Source organism: Jeotgalibaca dankookensis (assembly GCF_002005405.1).
Classification (GTDB): Bacteria; Bacillota; Bacilli; order Lactobacillales; family Aerococcaceae; genus Jeotgalibaca; species Jeotgalibaca dankookensis.
This window is the reverse complement of sequence record NZ_CP019728.1, coordinates 1,067,777-1,086,916: the sequence shown is the minus strand read 5'-3', so window position 1 is coordinate 1,086,916 and position 19,140 is coordinate 1,067,777. Positions and strand designations below refer to the sequence as shown.

The window sequence follows — 19,140 nt, the reverse complement described above, 5'->3', positions numbered from 1 at the left end:
TTTCCGGAATCACTGTCATAACAACGTTCATGGACGATTTTTTTAAAAAATCAGGTGATTAAGAATTATAACCAAGCATAATTGTCCAATACAAAGTGTATATCGAAACCAGTGCAATTACTAAACCTATAATCATATTGAGTAAGGATGAGATTTTGCTTTGTTTACGTATTTTTCTTCCGCTAACTATAAGCAAAATTCCCCCAATTAAAAAAATAAGTTCGAATAGTAATACAGGCCATCTGAGCTCTATTGCTCGTTGTATCAAGTCCATAAGACGTCTCCTTTATTTAATATTTTATAACTAGTCATTAATGCTCCATAAACTTCGCAAACTTATCTGCTGTGTCCTTCTTCTCTTCTTTTGTAACATGAGCATAGATGTTCATTGTTGTTTGAATATCTGTGTGTCCTAGGCGAGCCTGTACATCTTTTATTGAAGCTCCCATAGAGAAGAGGATACTACTATACGTGTGTCGTAACCCATGAACTGTAATTTATTTAAGACCATTACGCTTTTGCACATTTCTCATACGGTCATTGGAAACATTAATTGAATAGAAATTATTTCTAGTATTCGCAAAAGCATTCTGATCGTGTGTATTGGTATTAAATCCAAGTTTCAGCATGAATTGAGCCTGATACATCTTCCACAGCTTTAAAAGCTTCATAGAGTCATAATCCATATCAATCACTCTTCGACCGTTCACCGTCTTCGTAGGTTGCATGATAATCTTATTATTTAAGCCCCTAGTAAGTGTTTTACTAATGTTGAGTGTAGATGTATCAAAATCAATATCCGACCATTTAAGAGCTAGTATTTCTGATTTTCGAGCACCGCTGTACGATAATATCCTAAAGTACGTATATCCGTTTACATCTAAATTTTCAGCCATTGTATCTTTAGTTATATTCAAATTTAAATTTTGTTTTAGAACGGTGTCTATACATTCAAAGTATTTCTAATAATAACACAGTTTATTGATACGCATCAATTATTACAGCGGTTATCTCTTGTAGACTGTAGATGTAACAAAAATACAAATGCGGAGGATTTATAGAAATGGACAAAAATATAGCAAATGACATAAATAGAAAATTAAATTTTTTACTGGAAGACCATGGTGTAACATTTGATGATTCTAATATGGCTTTAGACTCTTTAGATACTTTTCACGAAAAAGCAGACGCTTTGTTAGTCGCGCATAACTGTGAGATACCAGAAGCAGCGCATGATATTACTGGCTTGCAGCCGAAATTAAATATGCTGATTCAAGGGCATGGAGCGGAATTTGATGATTCGAATTTAGATCCCAATAGTATAGATACTGTCCTTCAAAAACTTGAGATTCTACAAGATGAACATGGTGCATAAAAGAAAAAGAGTCGCTATCTTAACGGATAGTGATTTTTTATTCGAATGTTTAAATGAATGTAAAAGATTGATATAAATCAATTCGCAAACAAAATATTCGGTCTATACTAACTGTGTAATCAAAACATTCAGAGTAATGACTAAAAAAATAAAGGAGAGAGAAGATGACGACGATAACGTTTCAATTAGAAAAATTGAACTGTCCATCTTGTATGCAAAAAATCATAGACAATGTAAATGAATTAACGGGGATAGAAACAATAAAAATTTTATTTGATAGAAGCAAAGCAAGAGTAGTATTTGAAGACAATAAAATATCAGAGGAAGAAATTCTTCATAAGATTGAAGAGATTGGATATTCAGCAAAGAAAATATAATAACGTATGAAAGTTGATTGGGGTCAATTTTAAATGAAAAAGCGCAGGGTATACTGTAGTCAACAAGTACAAACTAGGAGGAGAAAGAAATGGGTTTTCAGCAAAAAATATTAAGCAGTAAAAATAAAATCACACTTATCTCAGGAATTTTAGGTTCTAGAATATTAAGTGTTGATGGGCCCATGGCCCTTTTGTGAAAACACAAAGAGACAAATGAATTTTTCCGTTAAAATGAAGGTATCGAGTCTTTATTTTAGGGAGGAAATTCATTTGTCTCATAAACATTCTATATTAAATCTGCTAGGAATAAAAGATAAAAATATTAAAGTGATGGATAAGGATTGGCTGAAGGAAGAAGTTAGAAATGGCCTGCATTGCAAAATCATCTCCGCCAAGCTGACCTATACACCAGAGGCTTGTAAGTGCTGCGGCTGCGTAAATGAGGGATCGATAGTCAAAAATGGGACAAAACTGACTCATCCTCTACTCCTCGATATGGCGGGATGTCCCACCTACTTGGAACTGAAGAAACAACGATTCTTATGCCGGGAATGTGGTCAAACGTTTATTGCGGAAACGTGTATCGTAAAAAAACGTTGCCATATCACGAATGATGTGAAGCGTTCTATCGCCGTCCAAGGGACGAGGAACATATCTGAAAAGGATCTTGCGCTTGAACACCGTGTTTCCAATAACACCGTCAAAAGGGTTTTTGGAGATTTTTATGATACATTCCGCCAAGTCTATACCCATCTTCCTGAGAACTTGGCGATTGATGAATTTAAGAGCGTAAAAAGCGCTGAGGGGGCAATGAGCCTGATTATTTGTGATTCCGACAACAAGAAAATTTTTGATATTCTTGAAGATCGCCGTAACAAATCAATCATGGATTACTTTATGCGTTTTCCACAAGAACAACGAGCGAAGGTCAAGACGGTGGTAGTAGACCTTTACGGTCCTTATCAAAAACTGTTTCAGGCCCTCTTTCCTCAGGCAGAGTTGATCATTGATCGTTTTCACATTGTCACACAGGTGAACCGAGCTCTCAATATGGCACGTGTCAGTTTTATGAATACCCTGAAGAAATCGAAAGACTTAAAGGCTAATCGAGATTACAGGAAGCTGAAAAAATACTGGAAATTAATCCTGAAAAAGGAAGAGACATTGAATAGCACCGAATACCGTTATCACCGGCTTTTTAAGGGTCTCGTGACGGAGAGGGGAATCATTGACTATCTCCTCTCTTTGGACGAGGGGTTGCGCCTTAATTATAACGCCTACCAAACCATCATCTTCACGGTTAATCACCGGAAACCAAAGCTGTTCAGCTCTTTCGTTCATGAAAAACAACAGGGGCTGACGGTCAAAATGGACCAGGCTTTGAAGACATTCCGTCAATCCGAAAAAGCAATTATCAACGCACTGAACTATGATTACTCGAACGGCTTAGTGGAAGGAATCAATAACAAAATCAAGGTTATTAAGCGGGCAGCCTATGGTTATCGTAACTTTTCTAATTTCCGTAACCGCATCTTTATAGAATATAAATTGCTAGAAATAAAAACAGCAGCTTAGGAACCGTTCGGTTCCCAGCTACTGCTTCATAGATTGTGAATTTTAAACTTCATTCAATCGTAAAAATACACTATCAACACTTCTTGACAAAGAGCCGAATTTTAATCGTTATAGGATTTATTGCACACTTTGGTTTTGGAAACACACAAGTTTTTAATATCGCATTCATTATCGCATCTATTTTAGGGGTGGCACCAATCGCCATTCAAGCTTTTGGGGCTTTAAAGGTAAAAGTAATTTCAATTGATGTGTTAGTAACCATCGCAGTAATCGGTGCTTTCCTCATTCAAAACTATGAAGAGTCAGCTATCGTAACGTTCTTATTCTTATTCGGTAGCTGGTTAGAGGCTCGCACATTGAACTCTACTCGTTCAGCGATTAAAGAATTGACAGAAATGGCACCAGAAGTAGCTTTTAAACAAATGGAAAATGGTGAATTTGAAGAAGTTGATGTATGGGATGTTGACGAAGGCGATATCCTACAAGTCCGTACAGGTGGAAAAGTTCCAGTTGATGGAACGGTTGTTATTGGTGAAGGTCACATTAACGAAGCATCAATCACTGGTGAAGCGGATCCGGTTCGAAAAGAAACAGATTCAGAAGTCTTCGCAGGTACAATTTTAGAAAATGGAACCCTACAAATTCGTGCAGACCGTGTAGGAGAAGATACAACTTTCGGTAAAATTATTGAGCTTGTTGAAGAAGCTCAAGATTCAAAATCAGAAGCTGAACGCTTTATTGACCAGTTCTCGCAGTGGTATACACCAGCCGTCTTAGTCTTAGCGTTTATCGTGTGGATTTTTAGTCAAAATGTCGAGTTGGCCATTACAATACTAGTACTCGGATGCCCAGGTGCATTAGTCATTGGAGTACCTGTTTCTAACGTAGCTGGTATCGGAAATGGTGCAAAAAATGGTGTATTATTAAAAGGTTCAGAAGTAATTCAAGACTTTAGTAAAGTTGATACGATTCTATTTGATAAAACAGGAACTCTAACTGTAGGTAACCCAGAAGTTGCCGAATTTAAAACCTATGGGGATGCAGATCAAGCACTAAGCTATCTGGCAAGTGTCGAGAATGAATCGGATCACCCACTCGCAAAAGCGGTTCTTTCACAGTTAGGCGATATTGAAATGTATCCAGTAGATGAAACAAACGTTGTAAAAGGTGGAGGAATCGTCGCAGAAGTCGATGGCCACCGCGTTGCAATAGGAAACGTAGCTTTAATGGAAAAAGAAAATATCCAATTAACAAAAGAAGCTCGTGAAGATTTTGAAGCCTACGAAAAAGGTGGAAACTCATTAGTTATTACAGTAGTCGATGGTGAGTTGAAAGCTCTAATGGGGATTCGTGACCAAATTCGCCCAGGGATTAAACAAGATTTACAAGCGATGAAAGCTTTAGGTGTTAAGAACTTAATCGTACTATCAGGAGATAACCAAGGTACTGTTGATTTAGTCGCTGAAGAATTAGGATTAACAGAAGCCCATGGAAACTTACTGCCAGAAGATAAGGCAGACTACCTCAAAGAACTCCAAGCTCAGGGTCAAATTGTCGCATTCGTTGGTGATGGAGTAAACGATAGTCCTTCATTAGCCCTTGCGGATATTGGAATCGCAATGGGTAGCGGAACAGACGTCGCTATTGAAACTTCTGATGTCGTTTTAATGAACTCAAATATGAGCCGCTTGCCTCACGCTTTAGGCTTAACTAAAGCAACCGCCAATAATATGAAACAAAATATTGTCATTGCAGTAGGTACTGTACTTGTTCTTCTAGCAGCCGTTTTCTTCTCAGACTGGATGAACATGTCAATTGGTATGTTAGTACACGAAGGAAGTATCCTAGTCGTTATCTTAAACGGTATGAGACTATTGCGCTACAGACTCAAAGGAACTGATGTAGAAACGGCGAACGCAAAAGAGGTTCATGCATAAAAAATACAATAAAAACTAAATAGATTACGGTAGAATTTCCAATATAATATAATCGAACAAATTTCAGAAACAATTAGGAGATTAATACTAATTCTTGATCTACATCAATTCAATCTATCTAGTCTTCGATTAGAATAGATGCATAAGAGGTAAGAAATGAAAATATTGAAATACAAAATACCTCGTTAAATTGATGTAGATCAAGATTAAAAGCTTGAATAGCTAATATACTATAGATGTCAATAAGGTAAATCGAATGAATAAATAATAAATAATAAATAAAAATTCAAAGGAGAATGTATCATGCAAAAAGCAAATATTCAATTAGAAACGTTAACTTGTCCATCATGTCTACAAAAAATCGAAAATGGTGTTGGTAACTTAAACGGTGTGGATAAAGACAGCTTAAAAGTGATGTTCAATGCAAGCCGCGTAAAAGTAAACTTCGACGACACTGTATCAATTGAAGACATAGAAAAAGCTATCCAAGACTTAGGTTATGGCGTAAAAAGATCGCGTGTAAAAGCCGCGTAGGTTTACTTAAAAAATCAAAAAAATAATGGAGGAATGAATCATGTCAGAAAAAACACCACAAGAAAGATTAAAAGAAGAACAAGAATATAAAGATCATGTGCATCATACGAAAATAAATGCAGCAGCCATTACAGACCATCTTTTAGGGAATATTCACACACTACATGTGAAGTTACATCAGTATCATTGGTATGTAAAGGGACCTCACTTCTTTACTTTACATGAAAAATTTGAGGAACTATATGATGATAATGAAAAATGGTTTGACCGTTTAGCTGAACAACTGCTAGCTTCAGGATATAAACCAGCTTCTACAACCAAAGAGCTTGTCGAGTATTCTATGCTATCAGAAGATCCAGCAGATAAATATATAAAAGCCGAAGAAATGGTTGACAATATCATCGATGATTTCAGAGAAACTCGTGAATTAACGATTCGTGCCATTCACTTGGCGCAAGAAGAAGAGAATGTTGTCTTTGAGGATACGCTAATTGAATTTAAAGATGACTTAGATACAAAAATCTGGATGTTGCAAGCCTTTTTAGGAAAAGAAGCCCTAGAAGATGATGATTACCACGATGAAGAGGAAGACTAATACAATATAGATGAAAAGGAACAAGTAACTGCGAATTTACAAAGTACAGTTGCGTGTTCCTTTTTTGTTTGTCAAATTGTTTCTATAATAGATGGTATTGATGGGCTAATTTTGATTAATTGACACCATTTTTGCTTTTGAAATGAAAAAAGATCAATGAACGCCTATGATTTAGTTACCAAACAAACCATGAGAAATTCACATGACTCATTTATTTTCTCAAAACACGCATGGCGTTCAATACAGCAATAACCGTTACACCAACATCTGCAAAGACTGCTTCCCACATCGAAGCGACACCAAAAGCACCTAAAACCAAAAATACCCCTTTGATGGCTAGTGCGAGAATGATATTTTGCCAGACAATTTGGCGAGTATCTTTGGCCACTTGCATGGCCGTTCCAATTTTAGACGGCTTGTCGTCCATAATCACGATATCCGCCGCTTCAATGGCTGCGTCTGATCCTAAGCCACCCATCGCAATCCCGATATCTGAACGGGCCAGTACGGGCGTATCGTTGATACCATCGCCCACAAAAACGACTTTATCTTTTTTATTTTTGCGCGCCATAATTTCTTCCATTTTCTCCACTTTGTCTTGCGGAAGAAGTTCCGAGTGGATTTCATCGATCCCTAATTTATTCCCAACAGCTTCGGCCACCGCTTTTGAATCGCCTGTAAGCATGATAATGTGTTCGACGCCTTTTTCTTTCATTAAGGCAATGCCTTCTGCAGCGTCATCTTTAATCGTATCGGCAATTAGAAGGTAACCAGCATAGGCTCCCTCAATCGCTAAATAGACAACCGTTCCGACTTCTTCTACTTCTTTAAAAGGAATACCATATTTAGCCATTAATTTAGCATTTCCGGCTAATATCTCTTTGCCATCAACAACCGCTTGAACACCATGGCCTGAGAGATCATTGTATTCATCAATTCGTCGTTCATCAATCTCTTTCCCGTAATGTTCTTTGATAGAAACCGCAATCGGGTGTGAAGAATGGGTTTCCGCATAAGCGGCTAGTTCTAAGAGTTCTTCATTATTGAATTCTGGTGTCGATTGAATATCGGTTATTTCAAATTCCCCTTTGGTTAAGGTACCCGTCTTATCCATAATGACATATTTGACATAGTTTAAGCCTTCTAAGAAGTTGCCGCCTTTCACTAAGATACCTTTACGTGAAGAAGCACCAATTCCGCCAAAGAAACCGACAGGAATTGAAACAACTAAGGCACAAGGACATGAAATAACAAGGAAAATAGCTGCCCGGTAAACACCATCGTTAAACGTCATTCCAGGAATAGTCAAGGGTAAAAGAACAGCTAATAAGACCGCTAAAATGACCACAATCGGCGTATAGTAACGAGCAAACTTTGTAATGAATTGTTCGGTTGGTGCTTTACGACTGCTTGCATTCTCAACCAGCTCGAGAATTTTTGTCACGGTTGACTCTGAGAAGGGCTTTTCAACCACGACTTCTAGCAAGCCGCTTTTGTTGATAAAACCACTTAAAACGTCGTCACCTTCTTTAACACTTCGGGGCATTGACTCACCGGTTAAAGCAGACGTATCCATAGCGGAAGAACCGCCGACCACTTTCCCGTCTAAGGGCACTTTTTCGCCTGGACGTACGAGAATGGTATCGCCGACTTTAATCGATTCTGGTGAAACTTGGCGTGTACTGCCATCGGCTAACTTTATATTGGCGTAATCCGGACGAATATCCATCAAGTCTGCGATAGAGCGACGTGATTTGTTTACGGCCACATCTTGAAAAACTTCGCCCACTTGATAGAAAAGCATAACGGCTACTGCTTCGGGATATTCTTGCACATAGAAGGCAGCAAGTGTCGCAATCGTCATCAAAAAGTTTTCATCAAAGACTTGGCCATTAAAGATATTTCGAACGGCTCGCCAAATCACATCATAACCGGCCACAAGGTAAGCGACCACAAACAAACCAAAGGAAAGGGAAGGGGTAATGGGGGCAAAACTTGCCAGTAAAAGCACTGAAACGGCAAGGATTAAGCGACCGATGGTTAAATTAATTCCCAAATTTTCTGGTCTTTTGTGATTCTGTTTCTGACCCGATTTTTCTGACTGGAGACCCCTGTCTTCTCCAACTTCCTGACCTGTAGCTTTTATAAGAGGGATGATATCAGGTTCTAGTTTTTTAATTTTAGTTTTAACCGAAGAAAGAGTTTTAGCGTCATTTTCTGCCACAAGATCAAAGCTTAATGTCTGGGTCATGTAATTCACGTTACTATTTATGACTCCATCTATTTCAGCCACGCCATTCTCAATCTTTGCAGCACAATTGGCGCAATCAATTCCCTCTAATAGCCATTCATGATGGCTTTCCTCATCTTCTTTGGAATGACTTTCCAAAACAATTGCTGGGTTCATGTTAATCAATTGCCCATCTGCTTTGTTTTTTAAAGTCACGTCGGGTTCCAACTTGTTAATTTTTTCTTGTATATTGACTAAGATTAAGTTTTCTTGATCATCAGCAACCTCAAACCTCAAGGTTTCTGTCATGAAATTCACATTGCTTTCAGTGACGCCAGGAATGGAAGCCACCCCTCGCTCCACTTTAGCAGCACAATTGGCGCAGTCAATTCCTTCCAGGAGCCACTGATGCGATTTCTTCTTTTCGCTCATCGTTTTCTTCCTTTCACATACGAGCCTTATAAACCGAATAGTGTTTGAATGGTCCCGTTTTCTAGCATAATAAAGATTCCTAAACCGATAAAGACAATCGGTACAATAATTCGTTCATACTTTTCCAATGTTTCAGAGACAAACGAAATTTTTGCCAATCGATAACTGATATAGCAAAGCACCGCAATCGATAGAGCAAAAACGACTATAGCAATGACTATTTCAGAAACAGATAGAGAGGTAAAATAAGGAATATAAATCCCTAAATTATCTCCACCGGAAGCGATCGTAATTAAAGCAACAGTCCAAAACAAACGGTTGGACCCTCTGGACTCTAACTTCTCCACGACTTCCTCTTCTTCTGCTTCTTCTTCGCTTCCCATAGCAACTCGGATACCTAAATAGATAGGAATGAGTCCCAAAAGTCCGATCATCCAATCTTGGGGGATAAAATTCAGCACATAAGCAGCAAATAAACTAATGGCTACTAAAATGCCGGTTCCAAGATATTGCCCGAAATAAATCTGACGAAGTCCTTTTTGTGTATAGGCTTGCGAGAAAATAATCAGTAAGATAAATAAATAATCGATGCTGGTCGAAATATACACAGCAATTGCTGAAAAAATAGTTTGTAACAAAATATTCTCCTCCAAACTAAGACGTCAAAGATAAGCTGTTTGGCATGTCTAAAACTATACGAATAGTCGAAAGGATTTCTTTATTCGCTAACGAGTAGTAGACTTCTTTTCCGTCTTTACGTGATTTCGCCACACCTTGCTTTTTTAAATAGCGCAAATGGTGTGACGTCGTGGCAATACTAGCGTCTAAGATCTCCGCTAAATCACAGACACACATTTCTTTGAAGGTTTCTAAAGCATAGAAAATTTTAATCCTTGAAGGGTCGCTAAAACATTTCCCCAACACAAGTAAATTCGATAAATTTTTATTTTCTAATTTATTTTTTACTACATCTACTTTTTCAGGATGTATGATCGTCGTTTGGCAGACTTCAGTCATTTCATTCACCTCTCATTCAAACGTTCATTTGATTATGGTGTAGATATTATACATCCTCCATGGGAGACAGTCAAACGTTCGTTTGATTATTAACTATTTAATTTTCTTGCAATAATAGAATCTATTAAATTTATATAATGACTTTTAACAGAAAATTAAAATTAAAGTGGACATGTCGATTATTTAACGAGTACAACTTTATTAGAGCTAGAAGAAGTTCCAGAAAGATTGACTATTATTGGTTCAGGTTATATTGGGCTAGAGCTCGGTCAATTATTCTACAATTTAGGTGCTGAAGTAAGATTAGTACAGAGAAGTAAACAATTACTAAAAGATTATGATCCAGAAGTTTCGGCAGCAGTTGAAAAATCCCTTCATGAACGAGGCATACAGGTTATTACTGGTATAAATTATGACCATATCGTACAAGACGGTGGTATTAAAAAACTAACACTCACTAAAAACGATTGAGTCTGACCAAGTATTAGTTGCGACTGCTCGAAGTCCGAATACAGACGCTTTAAATTTAAGTGCGGCTAGTGTTGATATAGGGGAAAACCATGAAATTTTAATGAATGAATATGGTCAGACAAGCAATGATCGGATTTATATGGCAGGAGATGTTATCTTAGGCCCTCAGTTTGTATACGTAGCAGCATATGAAGGCAAGATTGTAGCAGATAATGCAATGGGTGGTTTAAATAAAAAGATCGATCTATCCGTTGTTCCTGGAGTAATATTTACAAATCCCGGAGTAGGTACAGTTGGGTTAACAATCGAGGATTTAACAGACACAATGGCTCCCTATTTAACGATGGTGGAAAGACTGAAACTTACAGCGCTTGGTTATAATAATGATATTTCAAAATTATCGTGTTGCGCGGGGTAAAAAAGAGTGCAATGGGAAAAGTTGATGTTCTACATGCACGTTTAAGCACTTTTAAACGGACAAAGTGATTTTGCTTTTGATTTGAAATGCGCTCTAAATGATTGTTACAGCAGTTTTTAACGACAATAAAAACCAAAAAAATGGCTTTGCCGTTCCTGTAAGGATCTGCAAAGCCATTTTTTTGAAAACATCTTATAATTTATTATTTACCAATTTCTTGAATGGCTTTCATTCCGCCTTCAATTACTTTAGGATTAAATCCTTTTGATTCAAGGAAAGAAGCTGCTGCAGTACTTCGGTTACCAGATCCGCAAAGCGTGAAAATTTGTTTGCTCGTATCCAGTGATTGATAATCATTAACTAAATTCTCAAATGGAATATTGACCAAATTCTTCTCAGGTGCTGGTCGTGTAATTTCATCTGGATGTCTAACGTCAAGTAATATAAAATCATCAGTTTTATTCAGGAAATCTTCAGCAGGGATAGTTTCCGTTGTTTTTAAGTTTTCTTTGGGTACTTCCTCTATCAAAAGATAGCCATTGTTTTGAGTAAAACCTAGTGCATCAGCAGACTCAGAAAGTTCTTCTAAATGACTTTCTTCCTCAGAACCAACGATAAAGATAACTGGTTGATTTACATCGAGATAATAAGTCGCATACTTTTTGAAGTTGCCTGGATTCAGGTTAAGTGCATTTTTTAGATGTCCAGCTTGGTACTCATGTTGTGTTCGAACATCAACCAGTTGCTGATCATTGATATCTTTGTGATTTATTTTTTTCATTTGTGGTACTCCTCCTGATAGTTTTGTATTCATTTATTATTTACCTGTAGCTAAAGGAGATAGGGATTTTTCAAGAGATATCCCTAATTACCCTTCGATAAAATGAAGTAAATAAAAATGATAAGATGGCTTGACTAAACATAGAGATTCATCTATATTTAATACATTGACAAGTATCTATGTGAGTAAAGTATATGAAATCTAGAGAAAGATTGCAAGTTTTCTTGCATCATAGAGATCGATTTACATACAATACATAGATAGGTGCCTATATATTCATTATATAGACAATCACCTATATACGTGGTTAGTCGATGGTTGAAGAAAAATCAATCATTTCGTCCAAATTGTTTAATAAAGGAGTGGAAAATAGAATGGAAATTTTTAATCCAAAAGAGCATATTAATACAAAGTATTTATTCTATACGGGTAAAGGTGGCGTCGGGAAAACAACTGCCGCTAGTGCAACGGCCATTCAATTAGCGAATGATGGTTTCAAAGTTGTATTAGTGAGTACAGACCCTGCCAGTAATTTACAAGATGTTTTTGAACGAGAACTAGATGATAACGGAACAGAAATTGAAGAAATTCCTGGCTTAACAGTCGCTAACTTTGATCCAGTCAGTGCTGCAGAAGAATATAAAGAATCCATTGTGGGTCCTTATCGTGGAATTCTGCCAGACGCTGCAGTTCAAAATATGGAAGAACAATTAAGTGGTTCATGTACGACAGAAGTTGCTTCTTTTGATCAGTTCGCAAAATTTTTAACGAGCCCTGATATATCTGATCAATACGACTATATCATTTTTGATACAGCACCTACCGGCCATACATTGAGACTCTTACAACTGCCTTCTGCTTGGACAAACTACTTTGATGAAAATACTACCGGTACAAGCTGTATGGGTCAGTTATCTGGTTTAGATGAAGAGAGAGAAAGTTATAGCTTGGCAGTAGAAACACTTGCCAATGCTGAAATGACAACTTTAATCCTCGTAACTCGTCCTCAAGAAGGACCATTAGTCGAAGCCAATCGTGCGTCCGAAGAATTACGAGCATTAGGGGTTGAAAACCAAAAATTGATTGTGAATGGTCTTTTAGAAAATCCAACAGATACGATTTCTCAAACATACTATGACATTCAACAAGAGTCATTAAAGCAAATGCCTGAAAATCTTAAAAACTTGCCTACTTTTGAAATTCCATTAAGACCATATAATCTAGCAAGTATTGAAAGTATCGGTTTATTACTTAGTGAAGAACAACCTGAAATCAAGCATGAAGAAGTGCAGGCTCAGGAGTTCCCACGCTTACAAACTGTTATTGATGATTTATACAACACAAACAAACGAGTTGTCTTTACAATGGGTAAAGGTGGCGTAGGGAAAACAACCATTGCAGCCAGCATTGCGAAAGGTCTTGTAGAAAAAGGTAAAAAAGTGCATTTAACAACGACCGATCCTGCCGCTCACTTAAATTATATTGTGCATGAATCAGATACTCTTGGAATTAGCCATATTGATGAGAAAAAAGAGTTAGAGCTTTACCAAAATGAAGTTTTAGCTAAAGCGCGTGAATCAATGTCGGAAGAGGACTTAGCTTATGTAGAAGAAGATCTAAACTCACCTTGTACAGAAGAAATTGCGGTATTTCGAAAATTTGCTGAAATTGTTTCGATGACGGAAGCAGATGTGGTGGTTATTGATACTGCGCCTACTGGACACACACTTTTACTTTTAGAATCTTCTCAAAGTTACGCCCAAGAGGTGGAGCGAACTTCTGGAGAAGTACCAGAATCAATTACCCGACTCCTGCCTATTTTACAAGATCACAACCAAACAGAAGTGGTCATGGTGACATTACCTGAAAATACACCTGTCTATGAATCAATTCGTCTACAAGAAGATTTAGACCGTGCAGGTATTGCACATACTTGGTGGGTGGTTAATAACAGTTTATTATCAACAGGGACTACAAATGAAACATTGTTAGCTCGTGCAAAATCGGAAGAAGAATGGATCCAACGTGTAGATGGATTATCAAATGGACATTTTGCGGTCATCGACTGGAGTCCTTTTGAGTTAAAAGAGGATGTTCTTGCTACAATTGTTTAATTTCAAAGGAGAATGTAAATGAATTATGAATTATTTTCTGAAAAGATGAAAGCTTTATCCGATCCAAATCGAGTTAAGATACTTGATTTACTATCTTGTGAAACTTTATGTGCCTGTGATTTGCTTGAACACTTTGACTTTACTCAACCAACTCTCTCTCATCATATAAAAGTATTAAGAGATGCGGATTTAATTGTTACTGAAAAAATAGGAACTTGGCATCATTATTCGGTGAATCGAGAATTATCTACCGAGATAACAGAAGTCCTTCAAAGTGTTTTCTCAAGTTCGGAAAGATGTATTTGTCATACAACAATAAATGAAAAGGAAGATCAATATGAAAAAGTTAGCCCTTTATGAACCTGCCCTATGCTGTAGTACCGGAGTTTGTGGCCCTTCAGTGGACGAGGATTTACTACGTATTACGGGTGTGATGAAACAAGTGAAAGAAGAAGACGATGTGATGATGGTCCGTTACAATCTTGCGGCAAATCCTAATTCGTTTGTACGAAATCAAAACGTCATAGACACCATGCAAAATGAAGGACAAGAGTCTCTTCCAATTACTGTATTAGATGGGGACATTGTCAAAACAGGGGCTTATCCAACGAATGAAGAAATTGCTGATTGGTTAGATGTTTCTTTGCAAGAAACTGAAGACTCTATAGTTTAATAGAAAGATTAACGCAATAAATTACGAAGAATATACAAAAGAATTAAGCCTTGTCCCAACCAAGATGAGGAAAGGTTTTGGACATGCTGTCATGCGAAGAAATGTGGAGCTGTTATATTTTAAAGGTTTTTGTTTTCACATAACCGACTTTATCCCACTATATCGAGATATTAGTGAACGTAGGAAAGGTTTTTGCTAAAAAATAATATCTGACAGCATGAATCGGTTAATGAAGAAACTTCAGAACAGGACAATTAAGGAACGATTTATTTATTATTATATACAACTGATTGTGTCTGTAAAGCAAAAGAAAGTAGAGCGAAGTAAGGCAGTTTGGCTTCTTTCGTTCTTGATCAAAAAAAGTAAAATTTGGAGGAAAGTCATGATGGAAAATGAAGTACAAGAAACAGTATCACAAAAAAATAGCGGTATGGGGCTATGGGAGCGTTACTTAAGTCTTTGGGTAGCACTTGCGATGATTACTGGGGTATTATTAAGTCAAGTTTTACCTGCAATTCCAGAATTTTTAAGTCAATTTGAATATTATAATGTATCTATTCCAACGGCGATCTTAATTTGGTTAATGATTTTTCCAATGATGTTAAAAATTGATTTTAGTAGTATCGTCAATGCAACCAAAAAACCTAAAGGATTAATTTTAACAACAACCATTAATTGGTTGATTAAACCATTTACAATGTTTGCTATCTCTGCCTTTTTCTTTTTAGTGGTATTCAGACCATTTTTGGGTCCAGAACTAGCGAAAGAATATATAGCTGGGGCCGTTCTTTTAGGCGCTGCGCCTTGTACAGCTATGGTATTTGTATGGAGTGAATTAACAAAGGGTGATCCAGCATACACACTTTTGCAAGTGTCTATAAACGATATTATTGTTCTCTTTCTCTATGCGCCAATCGTTGCATTTTTATTAGGGGTAGGTAATGTTTCTGTACCGATGGGCACGCTGTTTCTTTCCATATTCGTATTTATAGTAATTCCTTTGGCTCTAGGAATTATTGTTCGAAAATATGTGGTGAAGCAAAAAGGAACAGACTATTTTGAAAAAGATTTTATCGATAAATTTGATGGAACCACACGGATTGGTTTATTATTAACGTTAATCATCATTTTTTCTTTCCAAGGGAATCAAATTTTAAACAATCCACTTCATATCTTGTTAATTGCTATTCCACTGATCATTCAAAATCTTGTCATATTTTTCCTCGGATACGGTGGAGCAAAAGCGTGTAAATTGCCATTCTCCATTGCAGCACCAGCAGCTATGGTTGGAACGAGTAACTTTTTTGAACTTGCTGTCGCTGTTTCAATTGCATTGTTTGGATTAAATTCTGGTGCAACTTTAGCAACCGTTGTCGGTGTTTTGATAGAGGTTCCTACGATGTTACTATTGGTCAGATTTGCAAACAAAACACAACATTGGTTTGATGGCTACGAATATTAATTAAAAAGAGAAGAAAATTATGTGATAGAACCTTTTATCAACTGTTTTATTAACTTAAAATTTGAATGCATAGATCGTCCAAATGTATAATGGCAGGCTTTATCTAATCTTTGATCGGAGTAGATGTCTGCCATTTTTTGTTGCGGTCAAATCACAAACACAAAGAGAAAAGTGAGAATAAATTCAATCATAAATCCACTCCACTAGATGCAGTTAAATCTTCCGCTAAAATAGTCGCCCCGAGATTCGTTGCATCTTTTCCTGACTGGATAAGAAAATATTGTAGGATTGCTGAGCCAGCCACTGCCCCAGCTAATTGTGCACCGACATAAACGATAAATCCCTTAAAGTTCATGCGACCGTTCAATAACATGGCTAAACTGACTGCTGGATTCATATGAGCCCCCGAAATGGTTCCGATACTATAAGCAATAGCAATGACGATAAGACCAAATGCTAGAGCAATACTTAGCATACTGTCCCCAAAGACCACTGCTACTGTCCCGATTAACACCAAAAATAATGTACCCATTACTTCTGCGATTGCTTTCTTCCACATAATACAATCTCCTTTTTCTGATACTCTATTATAAATTCTCACCTTACTAGAATAACATTAGTAAAGTGTGTTTTCTATATCATTTATGTTAGGAAAATGCTTCAACTAGTAGAGGTGATTATCATATTCCTTGAGAAACTTTTAAAAGTGGTACTTTAAAATAACAATTAATGAAATTAATAGGGTAGTAGTGAGTTGTTTAGAGAAACTTAAACGGACAATGACCTTTCTTTCGATTTGAAATGCGCTCTGAATGCTCGCTACAACAGCGAACTAAAAATATTAGTCTAGTTCATAATAATAACAAATCTGAATAATGATTTATCTTCTTCAAAGCTTTTTACATTCTCAAAGTTTAATAGATAATTATCTGTATCTAAAGTATAATAAAAGTAAGAATTTAATACGACAGAGGTGATTCTGTGAAAGTGAAGAAATATTACCGTACCCAACGGGAAGTTGCTGCTGTAATTAATGAAATAGTTGATGAATATTGGGTAGATAATCTAACAGATGAAGAGTTAGAAGAAAATATAATTATGATTTATAAAAATAACCAACGTAAAATAATAAAAAATGATGATTTTACTACAATACTTAAGCAACAATGCGGGAAAAATCGTTTAACCGTCGTAGCAAATATAATTACTAATTAAAAACAAAGGAGGTGGCTTCTTGAAAGAAAATAATAACTTATCGCTCTCAGATTTAAGTGATTCAACTATTTTAAGAGAAAATGAATCTATATTAAGTTTACTGCTTAAGGATCATACCACTGGTAAGAATATAAAATGGGGGACAGATAGCTATATAAATCATGGTTATTCATTCCGAGATGATCAAGAAATTAAAATAGATCTTATTACTGGATGGTATGAAGGTTTTATTCGACCAAGAGTAGATAAAGATATAGATATCCAACTTGAACGTCAACGTAATAGAGCAGAAGTTTTCACACCCTCATGGGTGATTAAATTACAAGTAGATGCAGCTCTAGAGGATATGGAAAAATTACCGTTGACTGATTTTCTCAAAACAAAATGGCTAGAAATTACATGTGGTGAAGCTCCCTATATGGTAAACCGTTATGATATGGAAACGGGAGAAGTAATACCTTTAAAAGACAGAGCAGGCTTCATTGATGTTAAATTTAAAAAATTAAATGAAGCAATAGAATCAGAAGAAGAATGGCTGAAATTAGCTGTTGAAATATATAAAGCAAGCTATGGCTATGAATATCAAGGAGATTCACTTTTACTAGCTCGAGAAAATTTAATTTTAACATTTATAGATAACTATTTTTATATGTTCGGAGCTTTCCCAAAAGAGAAAATATTATTAGAAATCACCAAAATAATAAGTCTTAACGTATTCCAAATGGATGGATTAACATACGAAGTGCCATATTCAGATGGAGGCCTTGAAGAAAGTGGGACTCAACTTAATCTATTCGAAGAGGTTGAAGTAAAAGAGTATATTACTCCTGAATTAGCAACGTTAAAACTATGGCAGAAAAATAAACTTGTTGAAGTTAAGAAGATGTCAGAAAGGGAGGATAAGAGTATGAAATTTGATGTAGTTATTGGGAATCCACCGTATCAAGTTGCAGATGGAGGAGCACAATCAAGTGCTAAACCTGTTTATCATCATTTTGTTGAAGCTGGAATGCAAATCTCCTCCAATTACTTAACATTAATTATTCCTACAAGATGGTATGTAGGTGGTAAGGGATTGAATGAATTTAGACATAATATGTTAACTAATAATCATATTAAGGAATTACATGATTTTTTAGATCCAAAAGATGTATTTCCTAATACAAATATTCGAGGGGGTGTATGTTATTTCCTTTGGGATGCAAATTATGATAATTCTGAAGGAACTCGAGTTGTAACATATAAAAACAAAGAAGTAGTTAGTGATGTTCAAAGACCTTTGCAAATAGAGGGTGTCGATATTTTTATTAGGGATTCAAAAGCAACAGAAATATTAGTAAAAATTATGGATGATAATTTTAATTCCTTTAGTCAGATTGTATCTTCCAGAAAACCTTTCGGATTCGCAACAAACTTTACTAAAGATGCTAGATACCATAAGGAACCACACGCTTTAAAATCACCAGTTCTTTGTTATTCTAAAGCTTTTTCAATTGGTTATATAGAAGATGAGGAAATAAGAATTAATCGTCAATGGATTAAGAATTGGAAAGTTTATACTCCATATGCTAATAACATAGGTACAGAATTAGCAGATGATAATTTAAATGCTTACTTAGGAGAACCAGATACTATTTGTACAGAAACCTATCTTGTTATAGGTGGAGATTTGGAACTGACCTGTGAATCTGCTACTAATTTAACTAAGTACTTGGAAACAAAATTTCTAAGATATTTATTAAGTTTAGCTAAAAGTAGTCATCATGCTACTTCTAATACTTATCGATTTGTACCATTACAGAATTTTGACGCTAAAAGTGATATTAACTGGAGTGCAACTGTAGAAGATATTAGTCACCAATTATATAAAAAATATAATCTTAATCAAGATGAAGTAAGTCATATCGAAAAGAGTATAAAGGGGATGGAATAAT

General features: G+C 36.2%; 17 protein-coding genes and 3 pseudogenes. 13 read left to right on the top strand and 7 right to left on the bottom strand.

What is annotated here, in order from left to right:
* Window positions 1–311: 311 nt before the first annotated feature.
* A pseudogene (locus BW727_RS10920) lies at window positions 312–896 on the bottom strand (site-specific integrase).
* A gap of 167 nt (window positions 897–1,063) precedes the next feature.
* Here BW727_RS10920 and BW727_RS05345 point away from each other — a divergent pair.
* The 6 genes from BW727_RS05345 (at window position 1,064) to BW727_RS05320 (ending at window position 6,393) form a co-directional block, all read left to right on the top strand.
* Window positions 1,064–1,375, top strand: a complete 312-nt coding sequence (locus BW727_RS05345) for a hypothetical protein (protein WP_062467864.1) — start codon at window positions 1,064–1,066, stop codon at window positions 1,373–1,375.
* Between the two features lie 164 nt (window positions 1,376–1,539).
* Window positions 1,540–1,752, top strand: coding sequence for a heavy-metal-associated domain-containing protein (locus tag BW727_RS05340; protein WP_062467865.1), 213 nt, complete (start codon window positions 1,540–1,542; stop codon window positions 1,750–1,752).
* Window positions 1,753–2,022: 270 nt separating this feature from the next.
* A complete protein-coding gene (locus tag BW727_RS05335; protein ID WP_159443124.1) occupies window positions 2,023–3,327 on the top strand; it encodes an ISL3 family transposase in 1,305 nt (434 codons plus the stop codon).
* 56 nt (window positions 3,328–3,383) lie between these two features.
* A complete protein-coding gene (locus tag BW727_RS05330) occupies window positions 3,384–5,264 on the top strand; it encodes a heavy metal translocating P-type ATPase (RefSeq protein ID WP_062470300.1) in 1,881 nt (626 codons plus the stop codon).
* A 303-nt stretch (window positions 5,265–5,567) separates the two neighbouring features.
* The gene (locus BW727_RS05325) at window positions 5,568–5,798 is read left to right on the top strand and encodes a heavy-metal-associated domain-containing protein (protein WP_062470281.1); all 231 of its coding nucleotides are present in this window, start codon (window positions 5,568–5,570) and stop codon (window positions 5,796–5,798) included.
* A gap of 40 nt (window positions 5,799–5,838) precedes the next feature.
* The gene (locus BW727_RS05320; protein WP_062470279.1) at window positions 5,839–6,393 is read left to right on the top strand and encodes a Dps family protein; all 555 of its coding nucleotides are present in this window, start codon (window positions 5,839–5,841) and stop codon (window positions 6,391–6,393) included.
* 211 nt (window positions 6,394–6,604) lie between these two features.
* Here the strand turns inward: BW727_RS05320 and BW727_RS05315 are convergent, their stop codons facing one another.
* The 4 genes and pseudogenes from BW727_RS05315 to BW727_RS05305 form a co-directional block, all read right to left on the bottom strand.
* A complete protein-coding gene (locus BW727_RS05315) occupies window positions 6,605–8,800 on the bottom strand; it encodes a heavy metal translocating P-type ATPase (RefSeq protein WP_227807257.1) in 2,196 nt (731 codons plus the stop codon).
* A 60-nt stretch (window positions 8,801–8,860) separates the two neighbouring features.
* Window positions 8,861–9,055 (bottom strand): annotated as a pseudogene (locus BW727_RS10725) (cation transporter); the annotation flags it as partial.
* A gap of 26 nt (window positions 9,056–9,081) precedes the next feature.
* Window positions 9,082–9,693 (bottom strand): CadD family cadmium resistance transporter, encoded by a 612-nt coding sequence (locus BW727_RS05310; protein ID WP_062470274.1) that lies wholly within the window; start codon window positions 9,691–9,693, stop codon window positions 9,082–9,084.
* A 16-nt stretch (window positions 9,694–9,709) separates the two neighbouring features.
* Window positions 9,710–10,072 carry an ArsR/SmtB family transcription factor gene (locus tag BW727_RS05305; protein ID WP_062470271.1) on the bottom strand — a complete coding sequence of 121 codons (363 nt, stop codon included), beginning with the start codon at window positions 10,070–10,072 and terminating at the stop codon, window positions 9,710–9,712.
* Between the two features lie 174 nt (window positions 10,073–10,246).
* On the opposite strand from BW727_RS05305, the pseudogene BW727_RS05300 reads away from it, so the two are divergent.
* A pseudogene (locus BW727_RS05300) lies at window positions 10,247–10,961 on the top strand (FAD-dependent oxidoreductase); the annotation flags it as partial.
* A 202-nt stretch (window positions 10,962–11,163) separates the two neighbouring features.
* On the opposite strand, the gene BW727_RS05295 reads toward BW727_RS05300, so the two are convergent.
* A complete protein-coding gene (locus tag BW727_RS05295) occupies window positions 11,164–11,742 on the bottom strand; it encodes a rhodanese-like domain-containing protein (RefSeq protein WP_062470263.1) in 579 nt (192 codons plus the stop codon).
* A gap of 374 nt (window positions 11,743–12,116) precedes the next feature.
* On the opposite strand from BW727_RS05295, the gene arsA reads away from it, so the two are divergent.
* The 4 genes from arsA (at window position 12,117) to arsB (ending at window position 15,991) form a co-directional block, all read left to right on the top strand.
* Complete coding sequence (gene arsA / locus BW727_RS05290) at window positions 12,117–13,856, top strand: arsenical pump-driving ATPase (RefSeq protein ID WP_062470260.1); 1,740 nt, start codon at window positions 12,117–12,119, stop codon at window positions 13,854–13,856.
* An 18-nt stretch (window positions 13,857–13,874) separates the two neighbouring features.
* On the top strand, window positions 13,875–14,216 hold the full coding sequence (locus tag BW727_RS05285) for an ArsR/SmtB family transcription factor (protein WP_062470257.1): 342 nt from the start codon (window positions 13,875–13,877) through the stop codon (window positions 14,214–14,216).
* Complete coding sequence (gene arsD / locus BW727_RS05280) at window positions 14,194–14,529, top strand: arsenite efflux transporter metallochaperone ArsD (RefSeq protein ID WP_062470254.1); 336 nt, start codon at window positions 14,194–14,196, stop codon at window positions 14,527–14,529. Before BW727_RS05285 ends, arsD begins: the two co-directional genes overlap by 23 nt.
* Before the next feature lie 382 nt (window positions 14,530–14,911).
* Window positions 14,912–15,991, top strand: coding sequence for an ACR3 family arsenite efflux transporter (gene arsB, locus BW727_RS05275; protein ID WP_149025730.1), 1,080 nt, complete (start codon window positions 14,912–14,914; stop codon window positions 15,989–15,991).
* Between the two features lie 187 nt (window positions 15,992–16,178).
* Here arsB and BW727_RS05270 read toward each other — a convergent pair whose 3' ends face one another.
* On the bottom strand, window positions 16,179–16,550 hold the full coding sequence (locus BW727_RS05270; protein WP_062470251.1) for an aquaporin: 372 nt from the start codon (window positions 16,548–16,550) through the stop codon (window positions 16,179–16,181).
* A gap of 422 nt (window positions 16,551–16,972) precedes the next feature.
* Between BW727_RS05270 and BW727_RS05265 the strand changes: the two genes are divergently transcribed.
* A complete protein-coding gene (locus tag BW727_RS05265; RefSeq protein WP_062470247.1) occupies window positions 16,973–17,206 on the top strand; it encodes a TIGR04540 family protein in 234 nt (77 codons plus the stop codon).
* A 19-nt stretch (window positions 17,207–17,225) separates the two neighbouring features.
* On the top strand, window positions 17,226–19,139 hold the full coding sequence (locus BW727_RS05260; RefSeq protein ID WP_062470244.1) for an Eco57I restriction-modification methylase domain-containing protein: 1,914 nt from the start codon (window positions 17,226–17,228) through the stop codon (window positions 19,137–19,139).
* Window position 19,140 lies beyond the last annotated feature (1 nt).

What these genes read in the sequence shown, in the direction of transcription:
- BW727_RS05345 (WP_062467864.1), top strand. Translation starts at nt 1,064, where the DNA reads ATGGACAAAAATATAGCAAATGACATAAATAGAAAATTAAATTTTTTA.
- BW727_RS05340 (WP_062467865.1), top strand. Translation starts at nt 1,540, where the DNA reads ATGACGACGATAACGTTTCAATTAGAAAAATTGAACTGTCCATCTTGT.
- BW727_RS05325 (WP_062470281.1), top strand. Translation starts at nt 5,568, where the DNA reads ATGCAAAAAGCAAATATTCAATTAGAAACGTTAACTTGTCCATCATGT.
- BW727_RS05320 (WP_062470279.1), top strand. Translation starts at nt 5,839, where the DNA reads ATGTCAGAAAAAACACCACAAGAAAGATTAAAAGAAGAACAAGAATAT.
- BW727_RS05315 (WP_227807257.1), bottom strand. Translation starts at nt 8,800, where the DNA reads ATGAACCCAGCAATTGTTTTGGAAAGTCATTCCAAAGAAGATGAGGAA.
- BW727_RS05305 (WP_062470271.1), bottom strand. Translation starts at nt 10,072, where the DNA reads ATGACTGAAGTCTGCCAAACGACGATCATACATCCTGAAAAAGTAGAT.
- BW727_RS05295 (WP_062470263.1), bottom strand. Translation starts at nt 11,742, where the DNA reads ATGAAAAAAATAAATCACAAAGATATCAATGATCAGCAACTGGTTGAT.
- arsA (WP_062470260.1), top strand. Translation starts at nt 12,117, where the DNA reads ATGGAAATTTTTAATCCAAAAGAGCATATTAATACAAAGTATTTATTC.
- BW727_RS05285 (WP_062470257.1), top strand. Translation starts at nt 13,875, where the DNA reads ATGAATTATGAATTATTTTCTGAAAAGATGAAAGCTTTATCCGATCCA.
- arsD (WP_062470254.1), top strand. Translation starts at nt 14,194, where the DNA reads ATGAAAAAGTTAGCCCTTTATGAACCTGCCCTATGCTGTAGTACCGGA.
- arsB (WP_149025730.1), top strand. Translation starts at nt 14,912, where the DNA reads ATGATGGAAAATGAAGTACAAGAAACAGTATCACAAAAAAATAGCGGT.
- BW727_RS05270 (WP_062470251.1), bottom strand. Translation starts at nt 16,550, where the DNA reads ATGTGGAAGAAAGCAATCGCAGAAGTAATGGGTACATTATTTTTGGTG.